Source organism: Clostridium malenominatum (genome assembly GCF_039521365.1).
Lineage (GTDB): Bacteria > Bacillota > Clostridia > Clostridiales > Clostridiaceae > Clostridium_AW > Clostridium_AW malenominatum.
Window position 1 is genome coordinate 1,218,748 of sequence record NZ_BAAACF010000001.1, and the last position, 26,786, is coordinate 1,245,533.

Annotated in this window: 26 protein-coding genes; 22 read left to right on the plus strand and 4 right to left on the minus strand. The window is 31.0% G+C overall.

Going from position 1 to position 26,786, the window contains the following annotated elements; translation table 11 throughout:
• Positions 1–12: 12 nt before the first annotated feature.
• The 4 genes from ABDZ69_RS06140 (at position 13) to ABDZ69_RS06155 (ending at position 4,890) form a co-directional block, all read left to right on the plus strand.
• Positions 13–861: a DegV family protein gene (locus ABDZ69_RS06140; protein WP_343767784.1), complete on the plus strand. Its 849-nt coding sequence runs from the start codon at positions 13–15 to the stop codon at positions 859–861.
• A 237-nt stretch (positions 862–1,098) separates the two neighbouring features.
• Positions 1,099–2,115 carry a homoserine dehydrogenase gene (locus ABDZ69_RS06145; protein ID WP_343767786.1) on the plus strand — a complete coding sequence of 339 codons (1,017 nt, stop codon included), beginning with the start codon at positions 1,099–1,101 and terminating at the stop codon, positions 2,113–2,115.
• A 15-nt stretch (positions 2,116–2,130) separates the two neighbouring features.
• Complete coding sequence (locus ABDZ69_RS06150; protein WP_425544644.1) at positions 2,131–2,643, plus strand: DUF2179 domain-containing protein; 513 nt, start codon at positions 2,131–2,133, stop codon at positions 2,641–2,643.
• A 240-nt stretch (positions 2,644–2,883) separates the two neighbouring features.
• Positions 2,884–4,890 (plus strand): methyl-accepting chemotaxis protein, encoded by a 2,007-nt coding sequence (locus ABDZ69_RS06155; RefSeq protein WP_343767788.1) that lies wholly within the window; start codon positions 2,884–2,886, stop codon positions 4,888–4,890.
• A 28-nt stretch (positions 4,891–4,918) separates the two neighbouring features.
• On the opposite strand, the gene kamA is transcribed toward ABDZ69_RS06155, so the two are convergent.
• Complete coding sequence (gene kamA, locus ABDZ69_RS06160; protein WP_343767791.1) at positions 4,919–6,193, minus strand: lysine 2,3-aminomutase; 1,275 nt, start codon at positions 6,191–6,193, stop codon at positions 4,919–4,921.
• A complete protein-coding gene (locus ABDZ69_RS06165; RefSeq protein ID WP_343767794.1) occupies positions 6,190–6,948 on the minus strand; it encodes a polysaccharide deacetylase family protein in 759 nt (252 codons plus the stop codon). Before ABDZ69_RS06165 ends, kamA begins: the two co-directional genes overlap by 4 nt.
• A gap of 158 nt (positions 6,949–7,106) precedes the next feature.
• Between ABDZ69_RS06165 and ABDZ69_RS06170 the strand changes: the two genes are divergently transcribed.
• The 8 genes from ABDZ69_RS06170 to ABDZ69_RS06205 all read left to right on the plus strand — a co-directional run bounded on the left by ABDZ69_RS06170 (position 7,107) and on the right by ABDZ69_RS06205 (position 15,019).
• Positions 7,107–8,225 carry an alanine dehydrogenase gene (locus ABDZ69_RS06170; RefSeq protein WP_343767797.1) on the plus strand — a complete coding sequence of 373 codons (1,119 nt, stop codon included), beginning with the start codon at positions 7,107–7,109 and terminating at the stop codon, positions 8,223–8,225.
• An 82-nt stretch (positions 8,226–8,307) separates the two neighbouring features.
• Positions 8,308–8,943 carry a GntR family transcriptional regulator gene (locus tag ABDZ69_RS06175; RefSeq protein ID WP_343767800.1) on the plus strand — a complete coding sequence of 212 codons (636 nt, stop codon included), beginning with the start codon at positions 8,308–8,310 and terminating at the stop codon, positions 8,941–8,943.
• A 129-nt stretch (positions 8,944–9,072) separates the two neighbouring features.
• Complete coding sequence (locus tag ABDZ69_RS06180; protein ID WP_343767802.1) at positions 9,073–9,681, plus strand: phosphatase PAP2 family protein; 609 nt, start codon at positions 9,073–9,075, stop codon at positions 9,679–9,681.
• A 143-nt stretch (positions 9,682–9,824) separates the two neighbouring features.
• Positions 9,825–10,940: an amidase domain-containing protein gene (locus ABDZ69_RS06185; RefSeq protein ID WP_343767804.1), complete on the plus strand. Its 1,116-nt coding sequence runs from the start codon at positions 9,825–9,827 to the stop codon at positions 10,938–10,940.
• A 14-nt stretch (positions 10,941–10,954) separates the two neighbouring features.
• Positions 10,955–11,851 carry a M15 family metallopeptidase gene (locus ABDZ69_RS06190; RefSeq protein WP_343767807.1) on the plus strand — a complete coding sequence of 299 codons (897 nt, stop codon included), beginning with the start codon at positions 10,955–10,957 and terminating at the stop codon, positions 11,849–11,851.
• A 172-nt stretch (positions 11,852–12,023) separates the two neighbouring features.
• A complete protein-coding gene (locus ABDZ69_RS06195) occupies positions 12,024–12,974 on the plus strand; it encodes an acyl-CoA dehydratase activase-related protein (protein ID WP_343767810.1) in 951 nt (316 codons plus the stop codon).
• A complete protein-coding gene (locus tag ABDZ69_RS06200; protein ID WP_343767812.1) occupies positions 12,946–14,034 on the plus strand; it encodes an acyl-CoA dehydratase activase-related protein in 1,089 nt (362 codons plus the stop codon). Before ABDZ69_RS06195 ends, ABDZ69_RS06200 begins: the two co-directional genes overlap by 29 nt.
• A 1-nt stretch (position 14,035) precedes the next feature.
• The gene (locus ABDZ69_RS06205; protein ID WP_343767815.1) at positions 14,036–15,019 is read left to right on the plus strand and encodes an acyl-CoA dehydratase activase; all 984 of its coding nucleotides are present in this window, start codon (positions 14,036–14,038) and stop codon (positions 15,017–15,019) included.
• A 118-nt stretch (positions 15,020–15,137) separates the two neighbouring features.
• Here ABDZ69_RS06205 and ABDZ69_RS06210 read toward each other — a convergent pair whose 3' ends face one another.
• Complete coding sequence (locus ABDZ69_RS06210; protein ID WP_343767817.1) at positions 15,138–15,923, minus strand: Cof-type HAD-IIB family hydrolase; 786 nt, start codon at positions 15,921–15,923, stop codon at positions 15,138–15,140.
• A 260-nt stretch (positions 15,924–16,183) separates the two neighbouring features.
• Here ABDZ69_RS06210 and ABDZ69_RS06215 point away from each other — a divergent pair, with 260 nt between their 5' ends.
• The 8 genes from ABDZ69_RS06215 (at position 16,184) to ABDZ69_RS06250 (ending at position 24,055) form a co-directional block, all read left to right on the plus strand.
• Positions 16,184–16,840 carry a pentapeptide repeat-containing protein gene (locus tag ABDZ69_RS06215; protein ID WP_343767820.1) on the plus strand — a complete coding sequence of 219 codons (657 nt, stop codon included), beginning with the start codon at positions 16,184–16,186 and terminating at the stop codon, positions 16,838–16,840.
• A 36-nt stretch (positions 16,841–16,876) separates the two neighbouring features.
• Positions 16,877–17,776 (plus strand): phosphogluconate dehydrogenase (NAD(+)-dependent, decarboxylating), encoded by a 900-nt coding sequence (gnd, locus tag ABDZ69_RS06220; RefSeq protein ID WP_343767822.1) that lies wholly within the window; start codon positions 16,877–16,879, stop codon positions 17,774–17,776.
• A 28-nt stretch (positions 17,777–17,804) separates the two neighbouring features.
• The gene (gene zwf / locus ABDZ69_RS06225; protein WP_343767824.1) at positions 17,805–19,292 is read left to right on the plus strand and encodes a glucose-6-phosphate dehydrogenase; all 1,488 of its coding nucleotides are present in this window, start codon (positions 17,805–17,807) and stop codon (positions 19,290–19,292) included.
• Positions 19,293–19,303: 11 nt separating this feature from the next.
• The gene (locus ABDZ69_RS06230) at positions 19,304–19,927 is read left to right on the plus strand and encodes a cyclase family protein (protein ID WP_343767826.1); all 624 of its coding nucleotides are present in this window, start codon (positions 19,304–19,306) and stop codon (positions 19,925–19,927) included.
• 140 nt (positions 19,928–20,067) lie between these two features.
• A complete protein-coding gene (locus ABDZ69_RS06235) occupies positions 20,068–21,417 on the plus strand; it encodes a VanW family protein (RefSeq protein ID WP_343767828.1) in 1,350 nt (449 codons plus the stop codon).
• Positions 21,418–21,463: 46 nt separating this feature from the next.
• Positions 21,464–22,018 (plus strand): RNA polymerase sigma factor, encoded by a 555-nt coding sequence (locus ABDZ69_RS06240; protein WP_343767830.1) that lies wholly within the window; start codon positions 21,464–21,466, stop codon positions 22,016–22,018.
• The gene (locus ABDZ69_RS06245; RefSeq protein WP_343767832.1) at positions 21,999–22,718 is read left to right on the plus strand and encodes a hypothetical protein; all 720 of its coding nucleotides are present in this window, start codon (positions 21,999–22,001) and stop codon (positions 22,716–22,718) included. Before ABDZ69_RS06240 ends, ABDZ69_RS06245 begins: the two co-directional genes overlap by 20 nt.
• Positions 22,719–22,810: 92 nt before the next feature.
• The gene (locus ABDZ69_RS06250; protein ID WP_343767835.1) at positions 22,811–24,055 is read left to right on the plus strand and encodes an NAD(P)-dependent oxidoreductase; all 1,245 of its coding nucleotides are present in this window, start codon (positions 22,811–22,813) and stop codon (positions 24,053–24,055) included.
• Between the two features lie 57 nt (positions 24,056–24,112).
• Here ABDZ69_RS06250 and alr read toward each other — a convergent pair whose 3' ends face one another.
• Complete coding sequence (gene alr, locus ABDZ69_RS06255) at positions 24,113–25,192, minus strand: alanine racemase (protein WP_343767837.1); 1,080 nt, start codon at positions 25,190–25,192, stop codon at positions 24,113–24,115.
• A 231-nt stretch (positions 25,193–25,423) separates the two neighbouring features.
• Between alr and ABDZ69_RS06260 the strand changes: the two genes are divergently transcribed.
• Together ABDZ69_RS06260 and ABDZ69_RS06265 are read left to right on the plus strand one after the other, a co-directional pair.
• Positions 25,424–25,885: a methylated-DNA--[protein]-cysteine S-methyltransferase gene (locus ABDZ69_RS06260; protein WP_343767839.1), complete on the plus strand. Its 462-nt coding sequence runs from the start codon at positions 25,424–25,426 to the stop codon at positions 25,883–25,885.
• 16 nt (positions 25,886–25,901) lie between these two features.
• Positions 25,902–26,591, plus strand: coding sequence for a DNA alkylation repair protein (locus tag ABDZ69_RS06265; RefSeq protein ID WP_343767842.1), 690 nt, complete (start codon positions 25,902–25,904; stop codon positions 26,589–26,591).
• Positions 26,592–26,786: the final 195 nt, after the last annotated feature.

Genomic DNA, 26,786 nt, shown 5'->3' on the forward strand with positions numbered 1-26,786 from the left:
GAGGAAGTTAAATTGGAAAAAATTGCTTTGATTACTGATACCACAGCAGATTTAACAGAGGAAATTATTCGTGAGTATAATGTACATGTACTACCGTTTAGAATAATTTATAAAGACAAGGAATATAAGGATAAGATTGAAATTACGCCACAAGAGGTGTATGACAATTTTAAGGTAGAAGTTCCAACATCCTCTCTTCCATCCATGCAAGATATGGAGGATTTATTTTCTAAACTAGAAGAGGAAGGATATACTCATGCTATTGCAATAACGTTATCTACTGGGTTATCTGGAATATATAATGGAGTTAAGTTAGTTAGCGAAAATCATTCAAAAATAACTTCGCATGTAATGGATTCTAAAGCAATATCTGGGGGGGAAGGAGCTCTTGTTCAGAAATGTGGCCAACTTATAAAAGAAGGAAAGGCCTTTGATGATATAATAAAGGAAGTTTATGAGTTTAGAAAAAGGGTACATATATACTTTGTTGTAGGAACCTTAGAATATTTAAAAAGAGGTGGAAGAATAGGAAAGGTTTCTGGAACCATAGGGGAACTATTAAATGTTAAGCCTATAATTTCTATAGATATTAATGATGGTAAGTATATTACCTCGGATAAGGTAAGAGGTAGAAAGCAATCTCTAAATAGAATGTTTGAAATAATTGAAGATATGTTGAAAGAAAAAAAATATAGAATTCAAATTGTTCATGGAGATGGCTTAGAGGAAGCTACAAAGTTATATGAAAGAGTTAAAACTTTAGAAAATGCAACGGAAGTTGTACTGGGGGGAGCTATTAGCCCTGTATCTGGAGTACATAGTGGCCCAGGACTTGTAGGGGTTATATTAATAGAAGAGTAATTAGAAAATTGCGAAGCAAATTTAGAGTTAATTAGTTTTCTAGATTTTTAGTATTTTAGTTAATTGGAAAATTCTTGACGAATTTTAACAGTAACTAGCTAACTATCAACCAAAATACTAGGAAACTGTAAAATTTTGCTCCGCAATTTTTATTTAGTATGATATAATTGATTATGAGGGAATATGTCACCTTTTTTATTTTCAGAAATTTTATAATATTAAAGGAATGGTGAGCTAATGATAAAGAAAATTATTCTATCAGGCTTTGGTAATGTGGGAAAAGAATTTGTTAAGCTCTTAAATGAAAAAAAATCATATATTAAAGAAAAATATGACTTAACTTTAGTCTTATGTGGAATTTTAGAAAAGGATGGATGTATTTATGAAGATAGAGGTCTTGATATGTCCTATCTATACGATTGTCCATTAGGTTCTAGAGGAATACTAAAATATAGTGACTTTAATAGAGAGGCTTTTTATAACTATCCCGTTTTAGAGGGAGATATATTAGTTGAATGTACTCCAAGCAATATAGAAACTGGAGGACCTTCTTTAAATTATATTATAAATTCTATAAATAGAGGTATGGATATAGTTATGCTTTCTAAGGGAGCATTAGTAACAAACTTTAATCAATTAATAGAACTTGCTAATAAAAAGGATGTTAAGATTAAATATAGTGGTGCAACGGCTGCAGCACTACCTACTTTAGATTTAGGCACATATAGCTTGGCAGCTTCTCAAATTAAAAATATAACAGGAATTTTAAATGGGACAACTAATTATATATTGAATAGAATGTTTGAAGATGACATATCCTTTGAAGAGGCTTTACAAGAGGCAGTAGAAAAAGGTATAGCTGAAAGAGAAAATTCCATGGATATAGATGGAATTGATAGTGCTTCTAAATTATTAATTTTAAGCAATAGTTTAATGGATACAACTTATTCCTTAGAAGATGTATCTATTACAGGAATTAGAGATATAAAAAAACAGCATATTCTTCAAGCTAAGGAAGAAAATAAAGTTATAAAATTATTATGCAAAGCGTATGCTAAAGATGGCAAATGGATGTTAGAAGTTACGCCTGAAAAAATAGATACAAATAGTCTTTTAGGGAATATAAAGGGTAGCAATAAGGGAATATTATTTAATACAGATACCATGGGAGAAATATATTTAATAGGTGGAGCTTCAAATCCAAGAGGGGCAGCAGCGGCTGCATTAAAAGATATCATAAATATATATATTTAATAAAAAGGGGAGAAGATTGTGTTCATATATATAATGATTTTCGTTGCTAAAATAGTTGAAGTAGCTCTTATGACTATAAGGACTGTATTAATCACTAGAGGAGAAAAGGTATATGGATCAATTATTGGTTTCTTTGAAATATCAATATGGTTATATCTTATCAATAAGGTTTTAGTTGGAATCAGTGAAGATCCTATAAGAATGGTTACTTATGCTTTAGGATATGCCTGTGGTAATTACGTAGGGTGTATAATGGAGGAAAAATTAGCATTAGGACTACTTACTATAAGTGTAATAATTCCCGAGATGGAAGGAGAGGAACTTATAGAAATCCTAAGAAAAGAAAATGTTGGAGTAACAAAGGTAAAAGCAGAAGGTATAAATAAAGATAAAAGTTTACTATTGCTTCATATAAAAAGAAAAAGAAAAAATGAAGTTATTAAACTTATAGAGGAGAATGGTAGAAATTGCGTTATATCCATAAGCGATACTAAGACTGTTATGGGTGGTTACGGTATAAAAAAATAAGCTTTCCAATTAAGGAGAGCTTTTCTTTAATTTTACTATAATGTATAATTATAATAAAAAAAGTATTAAATACATTGAAATTTATCAAAAAATGTTATATTATACAATATATAAGACATGTAATTATAAGTAATTATTTCAATATTTTTTTAGGAGGGGATTAAAATAAAATCGATAAAACATAAACTAATTGCTGCCGCAATAGTACTTGTGGCTGTACCAATTTTAATTGTTACAATTATGTCTTCGTTAATAACAAGTAAAAACCTTACAACTCATTTTCACGAAGACCATAAAACCCTGTCTAACACTATAGCTAATGGAGTAACAGATTATATGACAAAGGCATATGTGTTGACAGAAGAACTTATAAGTAATCATTATGTAAGACAAATGGATGGAAAGATGCAAGATATAGCTGTAAAGGATACCATGAAAAGAAATCCCTATTTTGATTTGTTTTGTATTCAGGATATGAAGGGTGACCAAACAGCTAGAACTACAGGAAAATTAGCTAATAGAGCAGATAGATGGTGGTTTAAGCAAAGTGTTGAGATGAAAAAACCCTTTGTTAGTAAATCTTATCTTACTGTAAATGATGATAGTGACGCTATAAACTCAATTATATTCCCAATTTTCGATGTGGAAAATAAGATGGTAGGCGTAATGGATGCAGATCTAAAGTTGGACGAGCTTCAAAAGATGGTTGAAAAGTATAGTACAGAATCAGTTTACGCTTATGTAATAGACGGAGAAGGAGCAGTAATTGCCCATCCAGAACAAAATCAAGTTCAAGAAATATATAACTACAAGAACTTAACAAAGACTGTTAGACAAAGAGATGCTTCAGGAAAAGTAATTAAGGATGAAAAGGGTGCTCCTAAAACTGAAACTGGAGAAATAAAAGTACCAGATAGGCTAAAGGAAGTCACATTAGAAGCGTTAGCAGGTAAGTCTGGTGTTGTAGAATATAAGGATTTAAATGGTGATGTTATTATTAGTGCATATCAAACTATAAAATTACCAGGAGAGTCTGATAACTGGGCTGTTATAACAGTAGAAAAGAAAAGCCATGCATTAGCTTTGGTTAACTACATACAAAAAGCAAGTTATGTAATTGGAGCTGTAATATTATTAATAGTAATAGTAATTACTTATTTATTCTCAAGTAACTTTGTAAAACCATTAGTAGGTTTGGTACATGTTACAGAAAAAGCTTCTTCTGGGGACTTAACGGTTTATAGTGATTATAAATCTAAAGATGAAGTGGGAGTATTAAGCAATAGTTTTAATGCTATGCTAGATAATATGAAGAATCTTATTAAAAATATTAATGATGCTTCTGGTGTTGTATCTCATTCGTCAGAATCCTTAATGGCATCCACTCAGCAAACATCAAGTTCTATTAGTGAGGTAGCAGAGACAATAACGGAGATAGCTTCAAGTATGGAAAGAGGAGCGGAAAATTCAAGAGAGGGTGTACTTGCAGCTAATGAACTTTCAAAAGAATTAGATTTAGTTGTAAAGAGAATTTCCGAAAGTATAGAAACAACTAATAAAGTTCATCAAGTTTCAACCATGGGCTTCCAAACAATTAATAAGTTAGAAGCTAAAAATATGGAAAGCAGTGATGTGGTTAAGGCGGTATCTAAGGTTATTAACGACTTAAGCTACAAAGCAAATAATATAGGTGGAATTGTTGAAACTATTACTTCTATTTCAGAGCAAACTAATTTACTTGCTCTAAATGCAGCTATTGAAGCGGCTAGAGCAGGTGAAGCTGGAAGAGGTTTCTCAGTGGTAGCGGAAGAAGTTAGAAAGCTTTCTGAAAACACTGCTCAATCAACTAACAATGTTAAATCTATTATTACTAGTATTCAAAAAGATATAGAGATAGCTTTAGACACAATTAAAGTTTCTGATGCTGTAATCAAAGATCAAAATGAAGCAGTAGATAATACTCGTGACACCTTTAATGAAATAAATACTTCTATAGTAAATGTAGTAGAAAAAATCAACAACATTTCTGAAAGTTTAAAGAGTGTTGACCAATGTAGAAATAAACTTTTAACAGTGGTAGAGGATGTTTCAAGAATATCAAATACTATTGCTGATGCGGCACAAAATGTTAGTGGAGCAACAGAAGAGCAGAATGCAGAGATGGAAGAAATAAATGCATTATCTGAAGAGCTAAATAGAATGGCTCAAACCCTTGAAAAAGATATAAGAACATTTAAAATAAAATAATTTTACAAAAAGAAGAGCTACATCTTAATTAGGATGTAGCTTTCTTTTTATATTCTTCAATTCTAGCTTTTCTATCTAAAGATTTAGGTTCAAGATTTACTCTTTGATTTTCTAAAAGAGAGGAAACGCCAGTAGAGGAAATGTTTTTATTATCAGTGCAACCTGGGCATTTACAATCTATTTCTTCGAAGGAAGCTGGTTCTGTATAAGTGGTAATTACTCCCTCATAATTTCTTAATACTACCTTGGATGGAGATTGAGAAATTACATATTGAGGCATTACAGGTATCTTTCCTCCTCCACCTGGAGCATCTACCACAAAAGTAGGAACGCAGTAACCAGAAGTGTGTCCTCTTAGGCCTTCAATTATTTCAATTCCCTTAGAAACTTTTGTTCTAAAATGCTCAATTCCTTGAGATAAATCGCATTGATATAAATAATAAGGTCTAACCCTCATCTTTACTAATTTATTAACTAAATCCTTTTGTATATTAACGCAATCATTTACTCCTCTTAAAAGAACTGACTGGTTTCCTAGCGGGATTCCTGCATTAGCAAGTTTTTCGCAGGCTTTTATTGAAGCTTCAGTAATTTCATTTGGATGATTAAAGTGAGTATTTAACCAAATAGGATGGTATTTTTTTAGCATGTTCACTAAATCATCTGTTATTCTCATTGGATTAACCACCGGAATTCTAGAACCAATTCTTATAATCTCTACATGAGGAATTTCTCGTAAGTTTTTTATAATATATTCAAGCTTATCATCACTAACCATTAGTCCATCTCCACCAGAAAGAAGAACGTCTCTAACAACAGGAGTATTTCTGATGTAATCTAGAGCCATTTCAATACGCTCATTTGGCATAAAGGAATCGGTGTGGCCAGCAAATCTTCTTCTAGTGCAATGTCTACAATACATGGAACACATATCAGTAATTAAAAACAATACTCTATCTGGATAAGCATGAGTAAGTCCTGGCACTGGCGAGGTAGCATCTTCATGTAATGGATCATTCATATCTGCCTCTGAGAAACATAACTCTTGAATAGTAGGAACAGCTTGTTTTCTAATAGGATCATTTAAATCATTAGGGTTTATTAAAGTAGCATAATAAGGGGATATACCCATTCTTAAGCTTTCTAAACATTTATCAATAGCGCCTTCTTCTTCAGGTAATAAATTAATAACTTTCTTTAGCTGTTCAACGGTAGTAATTCTATTTCTAACTTGCCATTTCCAATCGTTCCATTCTTCTTCAGTAACATCTTTCCACAACTCAATTTCTCTATAATTTCTCATACACTTTCCTCCTGTATTAATTTACTTTGTATTTGATGAATATCTTCTTTTAAACCATCTCTTTCATAATGAAAATCCAAAGGATCTAGTAGATAACTATGAGTAACCCCTATAGCATACCTATCTTTTTCCTTAGCTTCGTTTAGGAGCTCAATTAATTTATCAGAAGAAAAATATTCTAATCTTAACTCTTCTTTTTCGTCTTTAGCATACACAGGTAATGACGTAAGAAGACCGTTATTTACACTATATTGCTCTCTGTAAATATTATGGGATTCAAATCTTATATCTGTAAGCTCCCATAATGCTTTTGCGGTGTCATTATTCATGGAGAAATATCCACCTCTATATATCTGAATAGGTTCAATACCTTTTTCTTTCAAGTAATCCATGGAATGTTTGATTATAATTTTTTGCTCGTCAAAATTATAGGAAGCTAATAAATGCTCCTCCGGCTTTAGAAAACTACATTTTAAATTTAGTTCCTCAGGAAGGTTTTCGGGGTGTATATGCAATCCAAAAATTACATTATACTCTTTAATTTTTTCCGTTAAATTTAGCTTATGAAGCATGTCTGCAAAAAATGGAGTTATAAATAAAATGGTAGTAATACCATTATCAGAATTCAATTTTAAAAATCTCTCTAGATTTAAAACATTATTTTCTAAATTTTTATCAAAATTAGTTCCTTCACAATCTATTGAAATAATGTATTTAAAATTATCCGTATTCATCAATTCTAATATATCTTTCATAAGTAAAATCCCCCTTTAAGCTCTTGAAAAATTACAACTTTAATTATATAATGAGGTTGTAACTAAATAACAACTTTATTATACTATACAGGTTTTTGGTTGTCAAAAACTTTCATATAAAAAATAATTAATAATTTGTTAAGAATAGGGGGATAAAAATGATTACATTAGGATTTCCAAGAATGCACAAGGAAGAGAATGAAAAGAGGGATTTTTTGCCTGACTTTTTTCAAAGATTAAAGGTAGAAAAGGGAGAATTTTATTTAGAAAAAGGTTATGGCTCTAAAATGGGAATAAGTGAAGAAGAGTATTTAAAGGCCAACGAAAATATTAAATTCGTATCAAAAGAAGAATGTTATAAACAAAAGATAGTTGTGGTTTTAAGATCTCCAGAATTTGATGAAATAGATATAATGGAAGATGGAAGTACATTAGTTAGCATGCTTCACTATCCTACAAGACCTACTAGAGTGGAAAGGCTAAAGAGTAAAAATATATTTGGAGTATCCATGGATTCTCTAAGAAATGATTTTTCAGAGAGAATAGTAGTAAATTATAATGGCACTTCTGGCAATGGCATAGAAATGGCCTTTGAAGAATTAAGCAAAAGTATGAAGGATTTCTATTCTAAAGACCGAGAGGTTATAAATGTAACAATAATGGGAATGGGAATGGTAGGGCTTTATGCTGCAAGAGCTGCAGGAAAGTATGGTAATAAGGATTTAAATAATAAAATGGCGGGTTTTGGAACAAAAGGAATAAAAGTAACCATGCTTCCAAGAACTATTACAGGAGATAAAGAAGAAATAATAAAAGAATTAAAGAAAGCAGATATTTTAGTGGATGCTACCACAAGGGATGATGCATCAAAATTTATTATCGAAAATGAGCTGATTGCACATTTAAAACCACATGCTATAATTCTTGATTTAACAGCAGATCCATATTTAGTGGATACAAATCCAATTGGAGTTAAAGCTATAGAGGGAATTCCTACAGGAACTTTAGATAAACCAGTAATATATCCTGAGGATGAAATATATAATACAATTCCTAAGGAAGTAAAAACACATAACAGAAGAACAGTAGTAGGTTGCAACGCATGGCCAGGAATTAAACCAGAGGAGTGTATGTATTTATATGGAATGCAGTTATTCCCAATAGTGCAGCAACTTATACGATTGGATAGAAATGACTTTTCTTTAGAAAATGATGATTTCTTTAATAGAGCAATTTATAGAGCTACAATAGAATACTTTGAAAAGCATGAAAAATAGTAGAAAAAAAGAGATTTTTGTTGTAATATATATATGAGATTAATAAATTGTGAATTAAATATATAATACTGGAGGAATAACAATGAAAGTCCATCAAGGTGGGGCGGTATACAAAAATATAGCTTTAGATGTTGCTAATAAAATAGTTTTGGGTGACTTTAAAATAGATGAAAAAATTAGTGGAAGATCTACCTTAGCCAGCATGTATAACGTATCCCCTGAAACCATAAGAAGGGCAATTGCTCTTCTTGAAGAAATGAATGTAGTTTCATCTACAAGAGGAAGCGGCATAGAAATTTTATCAATGTCTGCTGCAGAAAAGTTCATAGAAAAATATAAGGACACGGAATATGTGTCTACGGTAAAAGAGAACATATTTAAATTAATTGAAAAAAAGAAACAATTAGATGACGAAATACAACTTAATTTTGAAAAAATATTAGATTTTATTGATAGGTTTAAAAACATTACTCCTTTTACTTTAATTGAAATTGAAATTACTAAAGAGTGCAAGGTAATTGACAAAAACATTAATGAAGTTAGATTTTGGCAAGCAACAGGGGCTACAATTGTTGCATATAGAAGAGGAGAAGAAATTGTAATATCTCCTGGACCTAATTATAAATTTAAATCTGGAGATATTATTGTAGTTATAGGAAGTAGCAATGTATATGACAGCGTATATAATTATATATACAATAGTTTTTGTGAAGAGTAAGATTAAAAGTTTAAAACGCATCAAGCAGCCTTGTTTGATGTGTTTTCCTTATTAGTTTGACAAGGATAAAGGCGAAATATATACTATATTTATGCAATTAATTAAAGTATATAAATGGAGGAAAGTTTAGTGTATTTAATATTGATTAAAATTTTACTAATATTATTTTTCATATCTGTTTTCATACTATTATACTTTTATAACAAGAAAGATGATTTTCCTATGGATGTAAGGGCTATTAATTATGTAAAGTCTATAGAAAATATAAGATTAAATAGATTTTTTAAAATAGTGACTACCATAGGAGACCCAACTTCTATAGTACTCCTCACCTTGATAATATCAATAATATTTTATAGAAACAATCTCCATAAAGATGCATTATTTTTTTCTTTAAATGTAATTATAGTTTGGTTATTCAATGAAATTTTAAAGCTTATATTTAAAAGAGAAAGACCTCATATAAAGGTTTTAAAGGTAAGAGGATATAGCTTGCCTAGTGGTCATGCAATGGTATTTATGGCATATTCAATTATAAGTATATATTTTTTAATATTAAAATTTAACCATAGCTGGATAATATATGTGGTTAGTTTAATAATATTTTTCTTGAATATATCAGTAGGATTAAGCCGAGTGTATTTTAGAGTTCATTATCTAAGCGATGTAATTGCAGGTTGGTATGCAGGATTTATATTTACTATTTTGTCTATAGCTTTTCATATATTATATTATTAAGGATATTCTTGATTTAAAGAATATCTTTTTTTATTTTTTGTAAATATAAATTTTGCAATGAAGATTTTCCATAGAGTAACCAGTGTAGATTTAATCTTATAGGAAATACTAATTAAGAAATAATCAAAGGAGTTGTTATAATTATGAAGTTTTTTTTGAAGAGATTCATTAAAGTAACTAAAGAGCAAGTAGCTATGGTTGTTATTATGCTTTCCTTAATAGTATATTTTAAACATGCTAATGTTTACGCTATGACTCCAGAAGATAAAGAAAAGGTAAAAAGTTCTATAGAAGAAATTTTTAAAAATAGAAACAAAGCAATATTAGAAGGAAACATAGAAATAATTGAATCCCTCTATGACTTAAAAACTAAATATGGAGTTTGGGCTTGTGAGCATGAAAAAAGAAAAATGAAATATATACAAAATTGGGGGGAAAGGCAAGGGGTAAAGTTTATTGAAATTAATCCTAACATAGTAATTAGAAGATTGAGCGGCAGCGACAATAAGTATTCTGCTAACTTAATATGTTCTACTGAATATAAATACATTTATGAAGATGAGCCTGATAAAATTAATATTTCAAGAATTGGAACTTATCATAGTTTGCAATTAGCCAATAAAAATGATGTGTGGATAATTACTAAGGAGTGGTATAAAGATCCTTTTGCTGATTCCTTAAATATAAATAACTTAAAGGTTAATACCATAAAAGAGTTTATATTAAGCCAAAAGGAAAGAGACTTTACAAATTTAAATGAAAGAAGAATTAAGGCTATAGAATATGCGGATATGTATTGTGGAGCGGCGTCAGAAGAGAAATATGGATTTAAATATAATAAAAAATATAGAGATTTTAATGGATTAGGAGGAGATTGTGCAAACTTTGCTTCTCAAATTCTTCATGAAGGCGGTAAGTTTAGAAAAAATTCTATTTGGAACTACGATAAAGGTGCAGCCTCAAGAGCTTGGGTAAATGCCGATGGGTTTAAAAGTTATATGTTAAATAGCGGCAGAGCATCACTGATTGCTCAGGGAAGTTATGAAAAAGTGTATAAAGCTTCTTACAAGCTTTTGCCAGGAGACTTTGTAGCTTATGAAAAAAAGGGAGATATTGTTCATATTTCAGTAGTTACTGGAGCAGATTCAAGAGGATATTCCCTTGTAACTTGCCATAACACAGATAGAAACAAAGTTCCTTGGGATCTTGGGTGGAGCGACAAAAATATAAAGTTTTGGTTGGTTAGAGTTCATTTTTAAAGAAGGTGAATTAATTGAAAAAGAAAATATGGATTTTAATTTTAACATTTATATTAATAAGAAAATCGTCATTAGTAGAGGCCTTAGAAAATGATAAATATGAAAGAATAATGAAGCAAGATATTTTATCTTTAATGATGGCTTATCCAGAATATATATGTGAATTGAATAAGGAGAGTAATGGAAAAGTATACGTAATAATGAAATCTGGAAGAAAAATTCTATATGATGATAAAAAAGAAAAGTCTTTTGAAGAAAAAATAGCTAATCCTGATTTACAAGATATGATGGAGCAAATATATCCGCTCTGCATTAGTGAAAAGCTAATGGATAAAAATTTTGATCCAGGAAGAGGGCGAGTATATCCACTATTAATGGAGGTTTATGGTAGCTCTAATAAAGAAGTGGAGGGAAATTTAGTTTCTGTGAAAGGACTTAGATTTAATAATAAAAATAAAGCAGGAGAATCCTTAAGAAAAGTTATGGAAGAGCTTATTCCTCTAGCAAAAAATAGTGGTAAAATAAGTTCATGTGTATTTCCTTATAGTGGGACTTTTAACTATAGATATATAGCAGGAACAAACAGGTTAAGTCCTCATGCCTTTGGAATTGCCATAGATTTAGCAAGGGATAAGAGAGATTATTGGAAATGGGCTACAAGGGAAGAGGGAGAAAAAAGAATAGGCTCCTATCCAAAGGAAATAGTAGAAATCTTTGAAAAAAACAATTTTATTTGGGGTGGAAAATGGGGGCACTTTGATATTTTGCATTTTGAGTATAGACCAGAAATTATTATGAAAGCTAAGTATTTTGGTGGACATCACAAAGAGGACGTTCTTTGGTATGAAGGATTAAATAGTGAAGACGATAATATAAAATATTTAATTGAAAAAATAGACGCTTCATTATAAAAATATGAAAATAAGATGGGATTCAGTAAGGATAAACCTTAACGCTGAATCCTATTTGATATTTTATTTAGTTCTATCTAATATTAATTTGTTTTAAATCATATTTTTATTTGTATATTACATGAAGTTAATGTAAATAATATAAACAGTTTTGTTTATTGGGAGGTAATTTATGATAAAAAAAGTAGGTATTCCCAGGGCGCTGTTATATTATCAGTATTATCCCTTGTGGATGCGTTTTTTTAAGGAATTAGGAGTGGAGGTAATTATATCAAATCCTACAAATAAAGAAATTTTAAATGAAGGCATTAGGAATGCTGTAGACGAGGCTTGTATTCCTGTTAAATTATTTCACGGTCATGTACTTAGTTTAAGAAATAAGGTTGATTATATATTTATTCCTAGGCTAAAAAGTGTTAATAATGGAGAATTTATATGTCCTAAGTTTTGTGGACTTCCAGAAATGATAAAGTGTTCTCTTAAGGATCTACCACCTATAATTGACATAGAAATAGACTTTCTTAAATCTAAAAGAAGCTTAAACAATATAATTTTACAAGTAGGAAAATATTTTTGTAGTGATGAAAAGCAAATTATGAAGGCTTATCATAAAGCACTAACGGAATATAAAAATCACAAAGAACTATTTAAAATACGTGAAAATTTAAAAGATAAAAAGAAAAATATTCTTATATTAGGTCACCCTTATCATTTGTACGATACGTATCTTAATATGGGAATTATAGAGAAAATAAAAGATACAGGAATTCATATACTTACTCCTGAGATGATTGATGAGGGAGATATAAATGAACAAGCTAATAGCTTTGAAGATAAGCTCTACTGGACCTTTGCAAGAAAGCTCGTAGGAAGTACTCTACATGCCATAAATACAAAAGGAGTGGATGGAATAATATATATATCTACCTTTGCCTGCGGTATAGATTCAGTTGTAGTAGAAATTGTTGAAAAAGTTATAAGGAATGGAAGCAATATTCCCTTTATGCTCTTAACATTAGATGAACACAGCGGTGAAGCGGGAGTAAATACAAGAATTGAAGCTTTTGTTGATATGATTAAATGGAGGGATAACTATGAAAATAACCTTTCCGCACATGGGTAATTTATATGTAGGATTAAAAGGAGTTTTTGAAGACTTAGGAGTAGAAGTTATTTGTCCACCAAAATGCAGTAAAACCACATTAGAAATTGGTGCTAGATATTCCCCAGAGCAAATATGTATTCCTTTTAAAATAACTCTAGGAAATTACTTAGAAAGTATTAAATTAGGAGCGGACACTTTATTTATGTGGGGTGGATGTGATGCTTGCAGAATAGGTTTTTACAATACTTTGCATAAACTTATATTAAAAGATTTAGGCTATGATATTGAGCTAATTTGTGTAAAGCAACTAAACTCTCCAGAAAGAATAAAAACCTTTTTAGAACAACTAAAGAGTGTTTCTGGAAATGCTAGTTATTTTAAGTTAATATCTTTGTTTAAAAAGGGTGTTGAGCTAATATATAAAATTGAGGCATTAGATGAGCTTGCGCTTAAAGTAAGACCTAGAGAAATTAAAAAAGGTTCTGTAGATAGTCTATATGATAGATTTGAAAAAGAAATTTATAAAGTAAAGGGTTGTGCTGAAACTTCAGAGCTTATTGAAAAATATATTAAGGAGTTAAAAAGCATCCCTATTGATAAGAATAAAGCATGTTTAAAGATAGGAATTGTTGGAGAAATTTATACCGTAGTTGAACCATTTATTAATTTAAATATAGTAAAGAAGCTTGGAAATATGGGAGTAGAAGTAGATATGGCTGTAACTACTGGTAGATTCTTAAAAGAGCAAATTGATTTTTTGCCCTTTGTGAAATCTAAAAAGAAGGAAATTCACAAAGCAGCAGCTCCTTATATCAATCTAGAAATTGGAGGCCATGCAAGACATACAGTAGGAGAAACAATCTTATACGGTGAAAGTAACTATAATGGAGTAATTCATCTACTTCCTTTTACCTGTATGCCAGAAATAGTAGCTCAAAGTATTTTACCTACAGTAGAAAAAAATCTTAACATACCTATACTTAAACTAGTATTAGATGAAATGACTGGGGAAGCGGGATATCTAACTAGGCTTGAAGCCTTTGTAGATTTACTCAATAGAAGAAAGGAGATAATTTAAAATGAAAAAGGTATATCTTGGTGTTGACGTAGGTTCTGTCAGTACCAACGTAGTAATAATGGATGAAGATAATAATGTTATTGATACTCTCTATATAAAAACTCAAGGCAGACCTATACAGGCTATGAAGGAATGCTTAGAAACTATGAAAAACAGATTAGATGAAGATGTTGAAGTGATGGGTCTTGGTACAACTGGAAGTGGAAGAGAACTTGCAGCTATAATGCTTCGTGCTGATATAGTGAAAAATGAAATTACAGCTCATGGAATTGCAGCCTTACACTTTGTTCCCAATGTAAACACTATTATTGAAATAGGTGGTCAAGACTCTAAGCTTATATTACTTAGAGATGGAATAATATACGATTTTGCAATGAATACCGTTTGCGCTGCAGGTACAGGATCTTTTTTAGATAGGCAAGCTGAAAGATTAAATATTTCAATTGAAGATTTTGGAACCCTTGCTTTAAAAGCTCAATCTTCTGTAAGAATAGCTGGTAGATGTGCAGTATTTGCTGAATCTGATATGATTCACAAACAACAACTTGGTCATAATCAAGAGGATATTATTAATGGACTCTGTGAAGCTTTAGTAAGAAATTATTTAAATAACGTAGGAAAAGGAAAGGAAATAAAAAGCCCTATCCTATTCCAAGGTGGCGTAGCTGCTAATATAGGAATAAAGAAAGCTTTTGAAAAAATGCTTGGATGCCAGGTTATAGTTCCTAAGTATGCAAATGTAATGGGAGCAGTAGGAGCTTGTCTTTTAGCAAAGGAAGAAGTAAAAAGAACTAAGAAAACAAACTTTCTAGGCTTCGATGTAGCAGAAAGTGACTACAAGGTAAAGAGCTTTGAATGTAATAATTGTTCTAATTTATGCGAAGTTGTAGAGTTTAATAGAGATGGAAAATTGGCTGCAAGATGGGGAGATAAGTGTGGACGATGGAGTAATATGACAGTTGCGTCAGAGGAAAATTTAGCATAAAACATATAGAGATTACCCTATGTTGAAATTTAGTTCATATACAGAAGAGAAGTGTGTTTAGGGAGATGCACTTCTCTTTGTCATTTGGACTTTACACAAAATTATTTATCGACTTTTTTTAAAATATTTTATGTTTAATAATTTCTAACACACCATTTTCTCTATTGCTTTTAGCGTAAAACCTAGCATGTTTTTTAACTTCCTCAGGAGCATTTTCCATGGCATAGCTGAAATAAGCAGAATTGAGCATTTCTATATCATTAAAATAGTCTCCAAATACCATGGTTTCTTCAGGTTTTATATTAAATTTTTCTTGTAGAAGTTTTATGGCGACACCTTTATTTGAATCTTTATTCATTATATCTAGCCAAACTTTTCCTGAAACAGTAACTTTAAGCTTATCTTTCCAAAGGGGATGAAGAATTTTATTAGAATTCTCAGCAGCACCTTTAAAATCACATATTGTAAACTTTAAAATATCATCATTTACTTCGTTAAGGTTGTCTACTATCTCATATTTTAAATAGTACTTTTTAACTTCATTAACAAATGTCTCATGGCCTTTTTCAATATACGCACCTTTTTTACCGCATAGTATAATTTCACATTCCTGAAGTCTTCTTCCTTGTTCTAATAATTGTTCAGTTGTAGCTTTATCTAATATGCTAGAGGACATCTCTTTGTTTTTAAATACCACATAGCTACCATTCTCCGCAATATAAGGAATATCATGTTCTAGTTTAGAAAATTTATTTTTAAGATTGTAGTATTGTCTTCCACTGGCCACTACAAATAATATATCTTTTTCTTTTAGTTTATGTATAATAGGGAAAATTTCTTCATTTAATTTGCCATGCTCGTTTAATAGAGTACCATCCATATCGCTGGCAATAAGCTTAATCATAAGAAGCCTCCTCTCTAATTTTCTATGTTAGAGTTTATCATACATTGAGATTTAGTTCAAATTTAGATTTAATAGTTTATATTATTAAAGGTTATTATCGTATTATTCTCATAGTAAACCATATAAGCTTTTGGTAATAATGGTATTGTAAGGTATAATAAAATATATATAACCATTTTAGTATATGCTTTGGCTGAAAGCTGAGTAACGAAGACATGAATATACATTTAAAGATCAGTGGATGGTAGCGGAGGGATAAAATGACAGAGAAAGTGAATAATATTAAAGTATTAAAACCGAATATTTCTGATGATTTATGTATTTTTAATTTATCACAGGATAATATATCAGACTATGATTCAATATCAACAGCATTAGTGAAAGATTGCTTGCTAGAAAACCATGAAGCAGAGAAAGTGTCTTTTAAAGAAACATTATTTAAAAATGTAATATTTAAAAATGTCTCTTTTAGATATTGTGACCTTGAAGATGTAAGATTTGAAAACTGTGATTTATCGAATGTTGATTTTATAGATTCTTCAATCCATAGAGTTGAATTTATAAATTGTAAAATTGTTGGTATTAATTTAAGTGAGGCAACTATAAGAAATGTTGTTTTTAGTGAATGTGGCGGACAGTATGCGCTCTTTAGATATGCAAACTGCAAGCAAGTAATATTTACCAACTGTCAGCTTCGTTTTTCTGATTTCCAAGAGAGTAAATTTTCTAAAGTTGAATTTAAAGATACAGATATGACTCAATGTCAAATGTTCGGTATCAAGCTAAAAGCAATGGATTTCACTAGCTGTGAGATTGAAGGAATGGGAGCAAGGATTGAAGATGTATACGGAGCTATAGTCTCACCAGCTCAGGCTATTTCACTTTCTAGGTTACTAGGAATTGTAATTAAAGAATAAAAGGAATACTATATTTTAAGTGTGAGGAGGATTAATATGAAAATTGGGCTGATTGGATTAGGAAGAATGGGATATAACTTAGCATTGAATGCAAGGGATAAGGGGCACGATGTGGTAGTTTTTAATAGGACATTAGAAAAAGTTCACCAGGCAGAAAAAGATGGTTTAATTGGAGCGTATAGCATAGAAGATTTAGTTCAGAAGATTGAGGGCAGAAGAGTTATATGGCTCATGGTTTCAGCTGGTAATACTGTTGATGAAATGATTACAAAGCTTATACCGCTTTTAAATGAACATGACATTATAATAGATGGGGGAAACTCTAATTATAAGGATACATTAAGAAGATATACTGAACTTAAGAGCAAAGGAATAGATTTTGTTGACATAGGCACTAGTGGAGGCATTGAAGGGGCAAGGAATGGGGCATGCACAATGATTGGGGCAGAAAGAGATGTATTTGAATTTATAGAACCTTTTATTAAGGATATTAGTATTGAAAATGGATATCTATATACAGGTTCAAATGGCTCTGGCCACTTTGTAAAAATGGTTCATAATGGCATAGAATATGGTATGATGCAGGCCATAGCGGAAGGATTTGAGATACTTGAAAAATCTCAATTTAATTTGGATTTTGAAAAGGTTGCAAAAGTATGGAATAACGGTTCAGTAATAAGAGGGTGGCTTATGGAACTTTCAGAAAATGCGTTTAAAAAAGATCCACATCTTGATGAAATTAAAGGGGTTATGTATTCATCAGGGGAAGGATTATGGACTGTCCAGGAGGCCTTAGAGTTAAAAGTTTCTGCAACTGTTATAACTCAATCGCTGCTTATGAGATATAGGTCAGAGCAGGAGGATACCTTTAGTGGCAAGGTTGTAGCTGCATTAAGAAATGAATTTGGAGGGCATGCAACCAAGAAGAGTGAATAATGCCTTTCTATAGAGAGGAGTAGTTAATATGGAGATAAACGTTGACTTGTCGTGCATAATGGTTATTTTTGGAGGAACAGGAGATCTTACACATAGAAAGCTTATGTCTGCTATATATAACCTAGCGTTTCAAGATATGCTCCCCAAAAATTTTGCTATTGTTTCTATAGGAAGAAGAATCTTCACTAATGATCAATATAGGAATCAGATAAGGGAATCTGTAGGTAAATATTCAAGGTTTGCTATGGAGGATGAAAAGTGGAATAAGCTTAGAAATAAAATATATTATTTAGATTTTGATTTTCGAGATAATGATGGCTATGTAACATTGAAGAAACTTTTAGATAGCCTTGATAATAAATATAATACTAATGGAAATAGGATGTACTATCTTGCAGTAGCTCCAGAGTATTTTGAACCAATAGTTGAAAAATTAAAGTTTCATAGTATGAATACCCATGAAAATAGCAACAGGAGAATAGTAATAGAGAAACCTTTTGGAAGAGATCTTAAATCAGCCATGTATCTTAACGAAAAAATAAAATCAGCCTTTAGTGAAGAAAATATTTATAGAATAGATCATTATCTTGGAAAAGAAATGATACAGAACATAATGGTAATAAGATTTGCAAATGTATTATTTGAATCCCTGTGGAATAACAAATATATAGATAACATACAAATTTCGTCAAGTGAAAGGGTGGGTGTTGAAACTAGGGGAGGATATTATGAATCTTCTGGAGCTCTTAAGGATATGATTCAAAATCACATATTTCAGCTTCTTTCTCTGGTAGCCATGGAGCCCCCTATAAGTCTTCATACTGAAGATATCAGAGATGAGAAGGTAAAGTTATTTAAATCCATAGAGAAAGTAACACCGGAATATATAATGGAGAATATGGTAAGAGGTCAGTATGGAAGGGGAAAAATAGGAAGCAAAGAGGTTTTAGCATATAGAGAAGAAAATAAGGTATCGCCTACTTCAAATATTGAAACTTTTGCAGCTATGAAGCTATATATCCAAAACTACAGATGGGCAGGGGTTCCGTTCTACATTAGAACTGGAAAGAGGCTTGCCAGTAAATCCACAGAAATAGTTATTCAATTTAAGTCTGCGGAAAAATTATTATATTTTAAAGAATTTGATAATTTAGAGCCTAATCTTTTAGTCATAAGGATTCAACCCCAGGAAGGGATTTTCTTTCAAATAAACGGAAAAAAACCAGGAGTAGAAAGTGCGATAATACCTATCCAAATGAACTTTTGCCAAAACTGCCCTCTTGAAAATAATTCGCCAGAAGCATATGAAAGACTTCTTTTCGATGTTATGAAAGGAGATTCAACGCTGTTTACCAGATGGGATGAGGTTGAATATTCATGGAAATTTGCTGATACAATATTAGAGGTATGGAGAAATAATCATCCAAACTATCCTAATTATGATTCAGGAAGCTGGGGGCCAAAAGAATCAGATGAACTGCTAAAAAGAGACGGAAGATTTTGGTGGAATGTATAGGAGGGAAGCATATGAAAGTTTATGATATATCAATGAGTATACATCATGGAATGCCTGTATATAAAAATAAAGATGAAAAAAGGCCAATCATTCAAGTTATGCAGGATTTTTCAACGGGGAGTAGTTATGGATCTAGAATAAGTATGGATATGCATACTGGCACTCATATTGATGCTCCACTCCATATGATAGAAAACGGTTCTACCATGGATGAGTTTAATATTGAAAAGGTAGTGACAGAGTGCAAAGTTATAGATTTAACAGAAGTTAAGGACAAAATTACTGAGAAGGATTTTAAGAATAAAGAAATAAACCAAGGTGATTTTATTTTATTAAAAACTAGAAATTCCTTTGAAGAGGATTTTGACTTTAACTTTGTATTCCTTGATGAAAGTGGAGCAACATATTTAAAACAGCGAGGAATAAAGGGTGTAGGAATAGATTCTCTCGGTATAGAGAGAAGTCAAGAGGGACACGAAACCCATAAGGTTTTGTTAGGAAATGATATAACCATAATTGAAGGACTTAGGCTTAAAGAGGTAAATGAGGGAAAATATTTATTATGTGCTCTGCCCCTTAAGATTATGGGAGTAGAGGCTGCGCCAGCAAGAGCTATTTTAATAGAAGGAAAATAAATTTAGTTAACAAGAGACCGCATAGTTTAATAAATTACTATGTGGTTTTTTATTTATCCTGTAACATTTTTATAAAACAAAAAACTTTTTTAATTATTTTAGGGTATATATTATAAAAGAACTAAAAAGGGGGAACCTATATGAAGAAAAAGATAATAATTGGAGTTACTATATGTGCAGTATTATCAATGGGGATAATTCCAGCAAGCTATGTATATGCCACAGGAAATAACTGGAGTAATGTTATTTATCCAGAAGTTTATATAGAAGATATAAATGTAGGAGGGAAGCAGTTTGGTGAGGCAGAAGAATTAATACAGAAAAAGTATGGTGAGTCATTACTCAACAAAAAAATTCAAATTGAAGTAAATGATAATATTTATACATTAGACTATAGTAAGATTGAGGCTAGATATAATATTGGGGAAGTTGTAAATAAAGCACTTAGCTATGGAAAGCAAGGAAATATGATTCAAAAGTATAAACTTATCAAAGGTGAAGAAAAGAAAGAATTTAAGCTAAATTTTGAGTATAATTCTACACCAATAGATGAATTGATTGATAGGATAGAGCAGCAGGCAAATAAAGATCCTCAAAATGCAAAGATATTTATAACAAAGGGGGATATAAAAATTACTCCTGAAATAGACGGAGTAAAGCTTCAAAGGAATAAACTAAAAGGAGCTATTTTAGAGAACATTAATGGAGAACTTTCTAAGGAAGGTACTAAAATTAAAGCATCTTTAGAAATTATAAAGCCAGAGATTAATAAGGAAAAATTAGCTTCTATCAACAGCCCTATTTCTTCCTTTAGTACAAGCTTTTTTACATCCTCAGCAAATAGAATCAATAATATTGATTTAGCTACTAAAGCCATTAATGGAACTGTTCTTATGCCAGGAGAAAGCTTTAGTTTTAATGAAGCAGTAGGTGAACGCACAAGAGTAAGAGGATATAAGGAAGCGGGAGTTATCATAGGTGATAGAATAGAATCGGGCCTTGGAGGAGGTATTTGCCAAGTGTCAAGCACATTATATAATACTATGTTAAATGCTAATATTAAAGCTGATGAGAGAAGAAACCATTCACTGCCTCTAGCCTACATTGGTAAGGGATTAGATGCTACCGTTGATTGGGGAAATATCGATTTAAAGTTTACGAACACTTTAAATACACCTATTTATATAGAAGGTTATATAGAAAATAAAAATGTATACTTCAATATATATTCTAGTAAAACATTAACAAAAAGAACTTACGAAATGGTTACGGATATTTCTACAATACAGCCTACAATAAAATATATTGATGATGCTACTCGCTTAGAAGGTGAAAAGATAGTGACAAAGAGTGCTACAAGTGGGTATAAAGTAAAAGTATATAGAAAAACCTTTGAAGGTGGAAAGCTAATTAATACAGAATTAATTTCAAATGATTATTATACACCAGTAAATGGAGAAGTAATTAGGGGTATCAAAAAACCTTTATAGTAATTTAAGGGTATATATTAGTGTGTTACAGATAGGAGTGATAAATTTGGATAGAGAATTGTTGCAGAATATTAGAAAGGGGGATAATGAGGCCTTTAAAGAATTGTATAATAAATATGCAGAATATGCATTAAGAGTTGCGGTGGCAGTTACAAGGAATAAAATGAATGCCGCAGATGCAGTTCAAGAAAGCTTTATAAGGGTTTATAAAAATATTAATAGTTTTGATATAGACAAACCTTTTGAACCATGGTTTTACAGAATCTTAATCAATGAGTGTAATAGAATACTTGGAAAAAACTCAAATATAGTACTTATAGATGATTTTGTAGGAAGTAGTATCCAAGGGGCTGAAGAGGATGAACGCAAATTTGAAGAATATGAATATCTCTATAAAGCCATTGAAAGTTTAGATGATAATATTAAGATTCCTATAATATTAAAATATTTAAAGGGTTTTAAGGAAAATGAAATAGCTGAAATATTAGATATTAATGTAAATACAATAAAGTCTAGACTCTTTAAAGGTAGGCAAAAGCTTAAAAAGTTAATAGAAAAGTTTGAAGGAGGAAATGGTAATTATGAATCAAAGGGAAGATAAAAAAATAAAAGATACTATTCTGGAGGGAACGGAAGAGGTTACAGAACTAAAAAATATGGTATGGAACAACATTGAAAAGGAACTAAATTTAAATAAGAAAAAGAAAGTATCAAGCTTAGGCAAATATGGAGGCATAGCAGCAGCTATTGCTGTTGTCATAGGATTAAATACAGGGTATGGCCAGGCGGCAGTAGACAAAATAAAGGAATTATTTGCTCCAAATAAGGTTATTAATCAGCAAATGGAAGGCATGAATGAAAAGAGCAATGTATCCTTAAAAGAAGGGTCAATGAAATATATTATTTATATTGATGAAGAAAGATATACAATGGAAAAGCTAGAAGGTAAAGACAAAATTACTGCAAAGGCTAAGGGTGATAATATACCAGAGGTATTTATGGAAATTGAACAAGTAAAGGGAAAGAAACCTGAAACTATAGCCTCTGAGCTTGAAAACCAGCTTAAAGTAAACTATGAAAAAGTTGAGAATAGAGGACAGGTTAATGAACCTATAAAAGCTACATTGATATATGCAAATAATGGCTCAAAATGGAATAGCACAGTTATAAAATACTATTTAGTTGATAATACAAAGGAAGGAACATTTATAATTAAACAGCAGCTATTTATCGAGGCTGAAGAGGGCCATGGGGTAAGACTTAATAATATGCTTAAGGAATTTAAGATTATAAATGAATAAAATCGTGGCTTTATTAATTCATTGCTCCTTGAAAGTGAAAATTGATAAAGGTATAATAATTCAAAAGTGATTTTTCAAAGGGGGCATAAGAAATGAATTTATTAAAAGACGAAGCAAATAGATGTTTATTGTGTAAAAATCCAAGATGTAAAACACATTGTCCTATAAATACTCCAATACCTGAGGTAATAGAACTATTTAAGGATAATCAAATTGATAAAGCAGGAGAGGTATTATTTAATAATAACCCATTATCAGTTATATGTTCAATAGTATGCCCTCATGAAGAGCAGTGCAAAGGGAATTGTATTAAAGGAATAAGAGGAGAGCCTATTGAGTTTCATGAAATTGAAAAGTATGTTTCTATGAACTTTTTAGAATCTACAAAATTTAAACCAAATAATTTTCTAAAGGATAGAGTTGCTATTATAGGCTCTGGGCCTGCAGGTATCACAATTGCCTTTATACTTGCTTCGAAAGGATATAAGATTACTATATTTGAAAGTAAGGAAAAAATTGGGGGAGTATTAAGATATGGCATACCAGAATTTAGACTTCCTAAGGGTATTCTAGACAAAATTCACGAAAAGCTTATAGAGTTAGGGGTTAAAATAAGACCTAATACTCTTATTGGACCAGTACTTACAATAGATAAACTTTTTGAGGATGGGTATAAGGCTATATTCATTGGAACTGGTGTATGGAACCCTAAGACTTTAAATATTAAAGGGGAAAGTTTAGGAAATGCTCACTATGCCATAGATTATCTAAAATCGCCTAATGTTTATGATTTAGGTAAAATAGTATGCGTAATTGGTGCGGGAAATGTAGCTATGGATGCGGCAAGGACTGCAAAGAGAAATGGTGCTGAAGAAGTATGCATTATGTATAGAAAAGATTTTGAAGATATGACTGCTACAAAAGTTGAAATTGAAGAAGCAAAAAAAGAGGGAGTTAAATTTGAATTATTTAAAGCTCCTCTTGAGATAGTTGAAGAAGGGGTAAAATATATAGAAACTAAAAAAGTTGCTGATGATAATGGTAAAGTTAATACAATTCTAATTGAAGATGCTAAAGGTTTTTATCTATGTGATTCTGTGATAATCGCAGTTAGTCAATCACCAAGGAACAATATTGTTGCAAATAATAAAGGAATAGAAACCAATAAGTATGGGCTAGTAGTAACAGATGAACTTGGCAATACTACTCGTGAAGGGATTTTTGCATCAGGTGATGTGGTTACAGGAGCTGCAACTGTAGTTGAAGCTGTTAATTATGCTAAGACTGTAGCTCAGTCCATTGATGAATATTGTACACAACTTAGAAAAAACAATTGAATAAAAGTGGTAGTTGAAACCTTCAACTACCACTTTTAAGAGAAAAGGAATATATTTTCAAGCAGAAATTTGTTCATTTTGGTATATATATACCTTAGCAATGCGATAGCTGAGTAAGGTCATTACTTCATAGGGGATTGTATTAAGTTCTTTAGCTATTCTTGTAATAGGCATGTTAGAGCCCATTAATTCAACTATAGTTCCTAAGGGATAATACTTAGGGACGCGAATCATAGACTGATCCATGCAAATCCTACCAATAAATTGGCATTCTGTGTTGTCAATTACGCAATGTTTTCCTTGATGAGCTCGCAACCATCCGTCTGCGTAACCGATTGGGAGTGTAGCAATCCACTCGTCGGCTTTTGCAATGTAAGTGGCTCCATAACCTACCGTTTCACCTTTATGGATTTTCTTAATATTAACTATTTTAGAATAAAGAGAAAGTGCAGGCTGTAAATTTGTTTGATAGCTTGAAATACCTAGCATTGCGATTCCGCAACGAACAGCATTGCTAATATTCTCATGAAAATGGAAACTTGCATCTGAATTAGAGCAGTGAATCCATATAAATTTGTGATTTAAAAAAGAAAGAGCTTCTTTAAATTTGTCTAGTTGACTTTTGCACATTATATTATCATAGCTATCTGCACATGCAAAATGAGTATAAATGCCTTCAACATTTACGGAGTTGTTTAATAATGTTTTTAATCCTAATTGCAAATCGTGAAGATTTGTAAATCCTATTCTGTTCATACCACTATCAAATTTCAAGTGTACTTTTAATCCTGAGATACCTTCCTTTATAGCTTGCTGTACCCATTCAAGAGAAGATGCAGTAGCTGTAATATTATTTCTCTTAGCTATTTGAAGGGATTTTGGAGAAATATATTGGAGAACTAAAATATTTTGTTCGATACCTTTATTTCTAAGCGAAAGAGCCTCATCTAAGCTGGAAACTGCTAAATACGCTGCGCCAGCATCTACTGCAATATTAGCTAAATAGGAATCTCCACAACCATATCCGTTTGCCTTTATTACAGCAAAAAAATCCTTGTTTACCGTTTTCTTAATTAAGAGTATATTTTCTTTTATTCTATCTAAATTTATTTCTGCCCAAGTATCTCTATAAAACACATTATCACCTTCAATAATTTAAATTTTATGATTTATTTGTATTAGCTATTTGTGATTTATTATAGTTGGAAAATGGTTCTATTAAAAGCACCACTATTGAAATAAAAATAAGGTAAAGTGGATTTATGTGAAAATAATTTTCTGAAATTACAAAGCTATATTTCGAAAGACAGAAACCAGTGAATGAAGTAAAATATATTATATATGGATGAGAAATAAGGAGGTAAAGATATGAATAGTGCATTTTGCTACGAAACGAATATTGGCAAAATAGGAATTGTTGAAAATGGTAGTTTTATTACTCATGTGTATTTTGGTGAAAGCACTCCTCAAGATGCAAATATTACTGAAACGCCTTTACTGAAAAAAGCTAGTAAACAGCTTCAAGAATATTTAGAGGGAAAAAGAAAAATATTTAATCTACCACTTGCACCAAAAGGAACAGAATTTCAAGAAAAGGTGTGGAGAGCATTACAAGAAATTCCTTATGGTAAAACCTATAGTTACAAAGATATAGCAAAGAGTATTGGAAATATAAAAGCTTCTCGCGCAGTAGGTATGGCAAATAACAAAAATCCAATACTTATCTTTATTCCTTGTCATCGCATCATTGGTACTAGCGGCAAATTAGTAGGTTATGCAGGGGGTTTAGATGTAAAAGAAAAACTTTTAGAAATGGAAGCTATCTTTTGAATAAGGAGTGGAAAAGTTGAAAATGACAATAAGAGAACAAATTTTTCAATTAGCAGATGAAGAATATCAAAAATTCCAAAGCGGGTTATGTCCAGGTAAGGATAATATTGTAGGAGTGAGATTACCGCTATTAAGAAAACTTGCAAAAGAATTAGCCAAGGGAGATTGGCGAGAGTATATGAAGGTAGCGCAAGATGAATATTATGAAGAAGTTATGCTACAAGGTATGGTGCTTGGATATGTAAAAGATGATATTGAGGAAGTATTAAGTTATATTGAGGATTTTATTCCTAAAATTGATAACTGGTCTGTTTGTGATAGTTTTTGTATTGGTTTAAAATTTACGAAACTAAATAGATCTAGAGTTTGGAATTTTCTACAACCATATCTTTCTTCTAAACAAGAATTTGAAATGCGGTTTGGCATTGTAATGCTCCTTAATTTTTATTTGGAAGAAAATTATATTGATAGAGTATTCATTTTATTAGATAGAGCAAAGCATGAAGGCTATTATGTGAAAATGGCTGTTGCATGGGCTATTTCTATTTGCTACATTAAATTTCCAGAAAAAACAATGGAGTATTTAAAAAATAACACCTTAGACGACTTTACATATAACAAAGGATTGCAAAAGATTACTGAATCATTGCGAGTAGATAAAGAAACAAAAGCTCTCATTCGTAGTATGAAACGTAGAAAGTGGTAGTTGAAATCTTCAAACTACCACTTTTACTTATAAAAATAGCCTTAATATAGTTGGAAAGTATATTACAAGTATTGAAATTATAGCTGAAATCCAAAATGTTATTTTAGTTTTTCTATTAGATTTTTCCCTTTCTATTATTGTATAAGACCAATACAACATTATTGCAGTAATAAAAACAAATACAGGCTTATATTT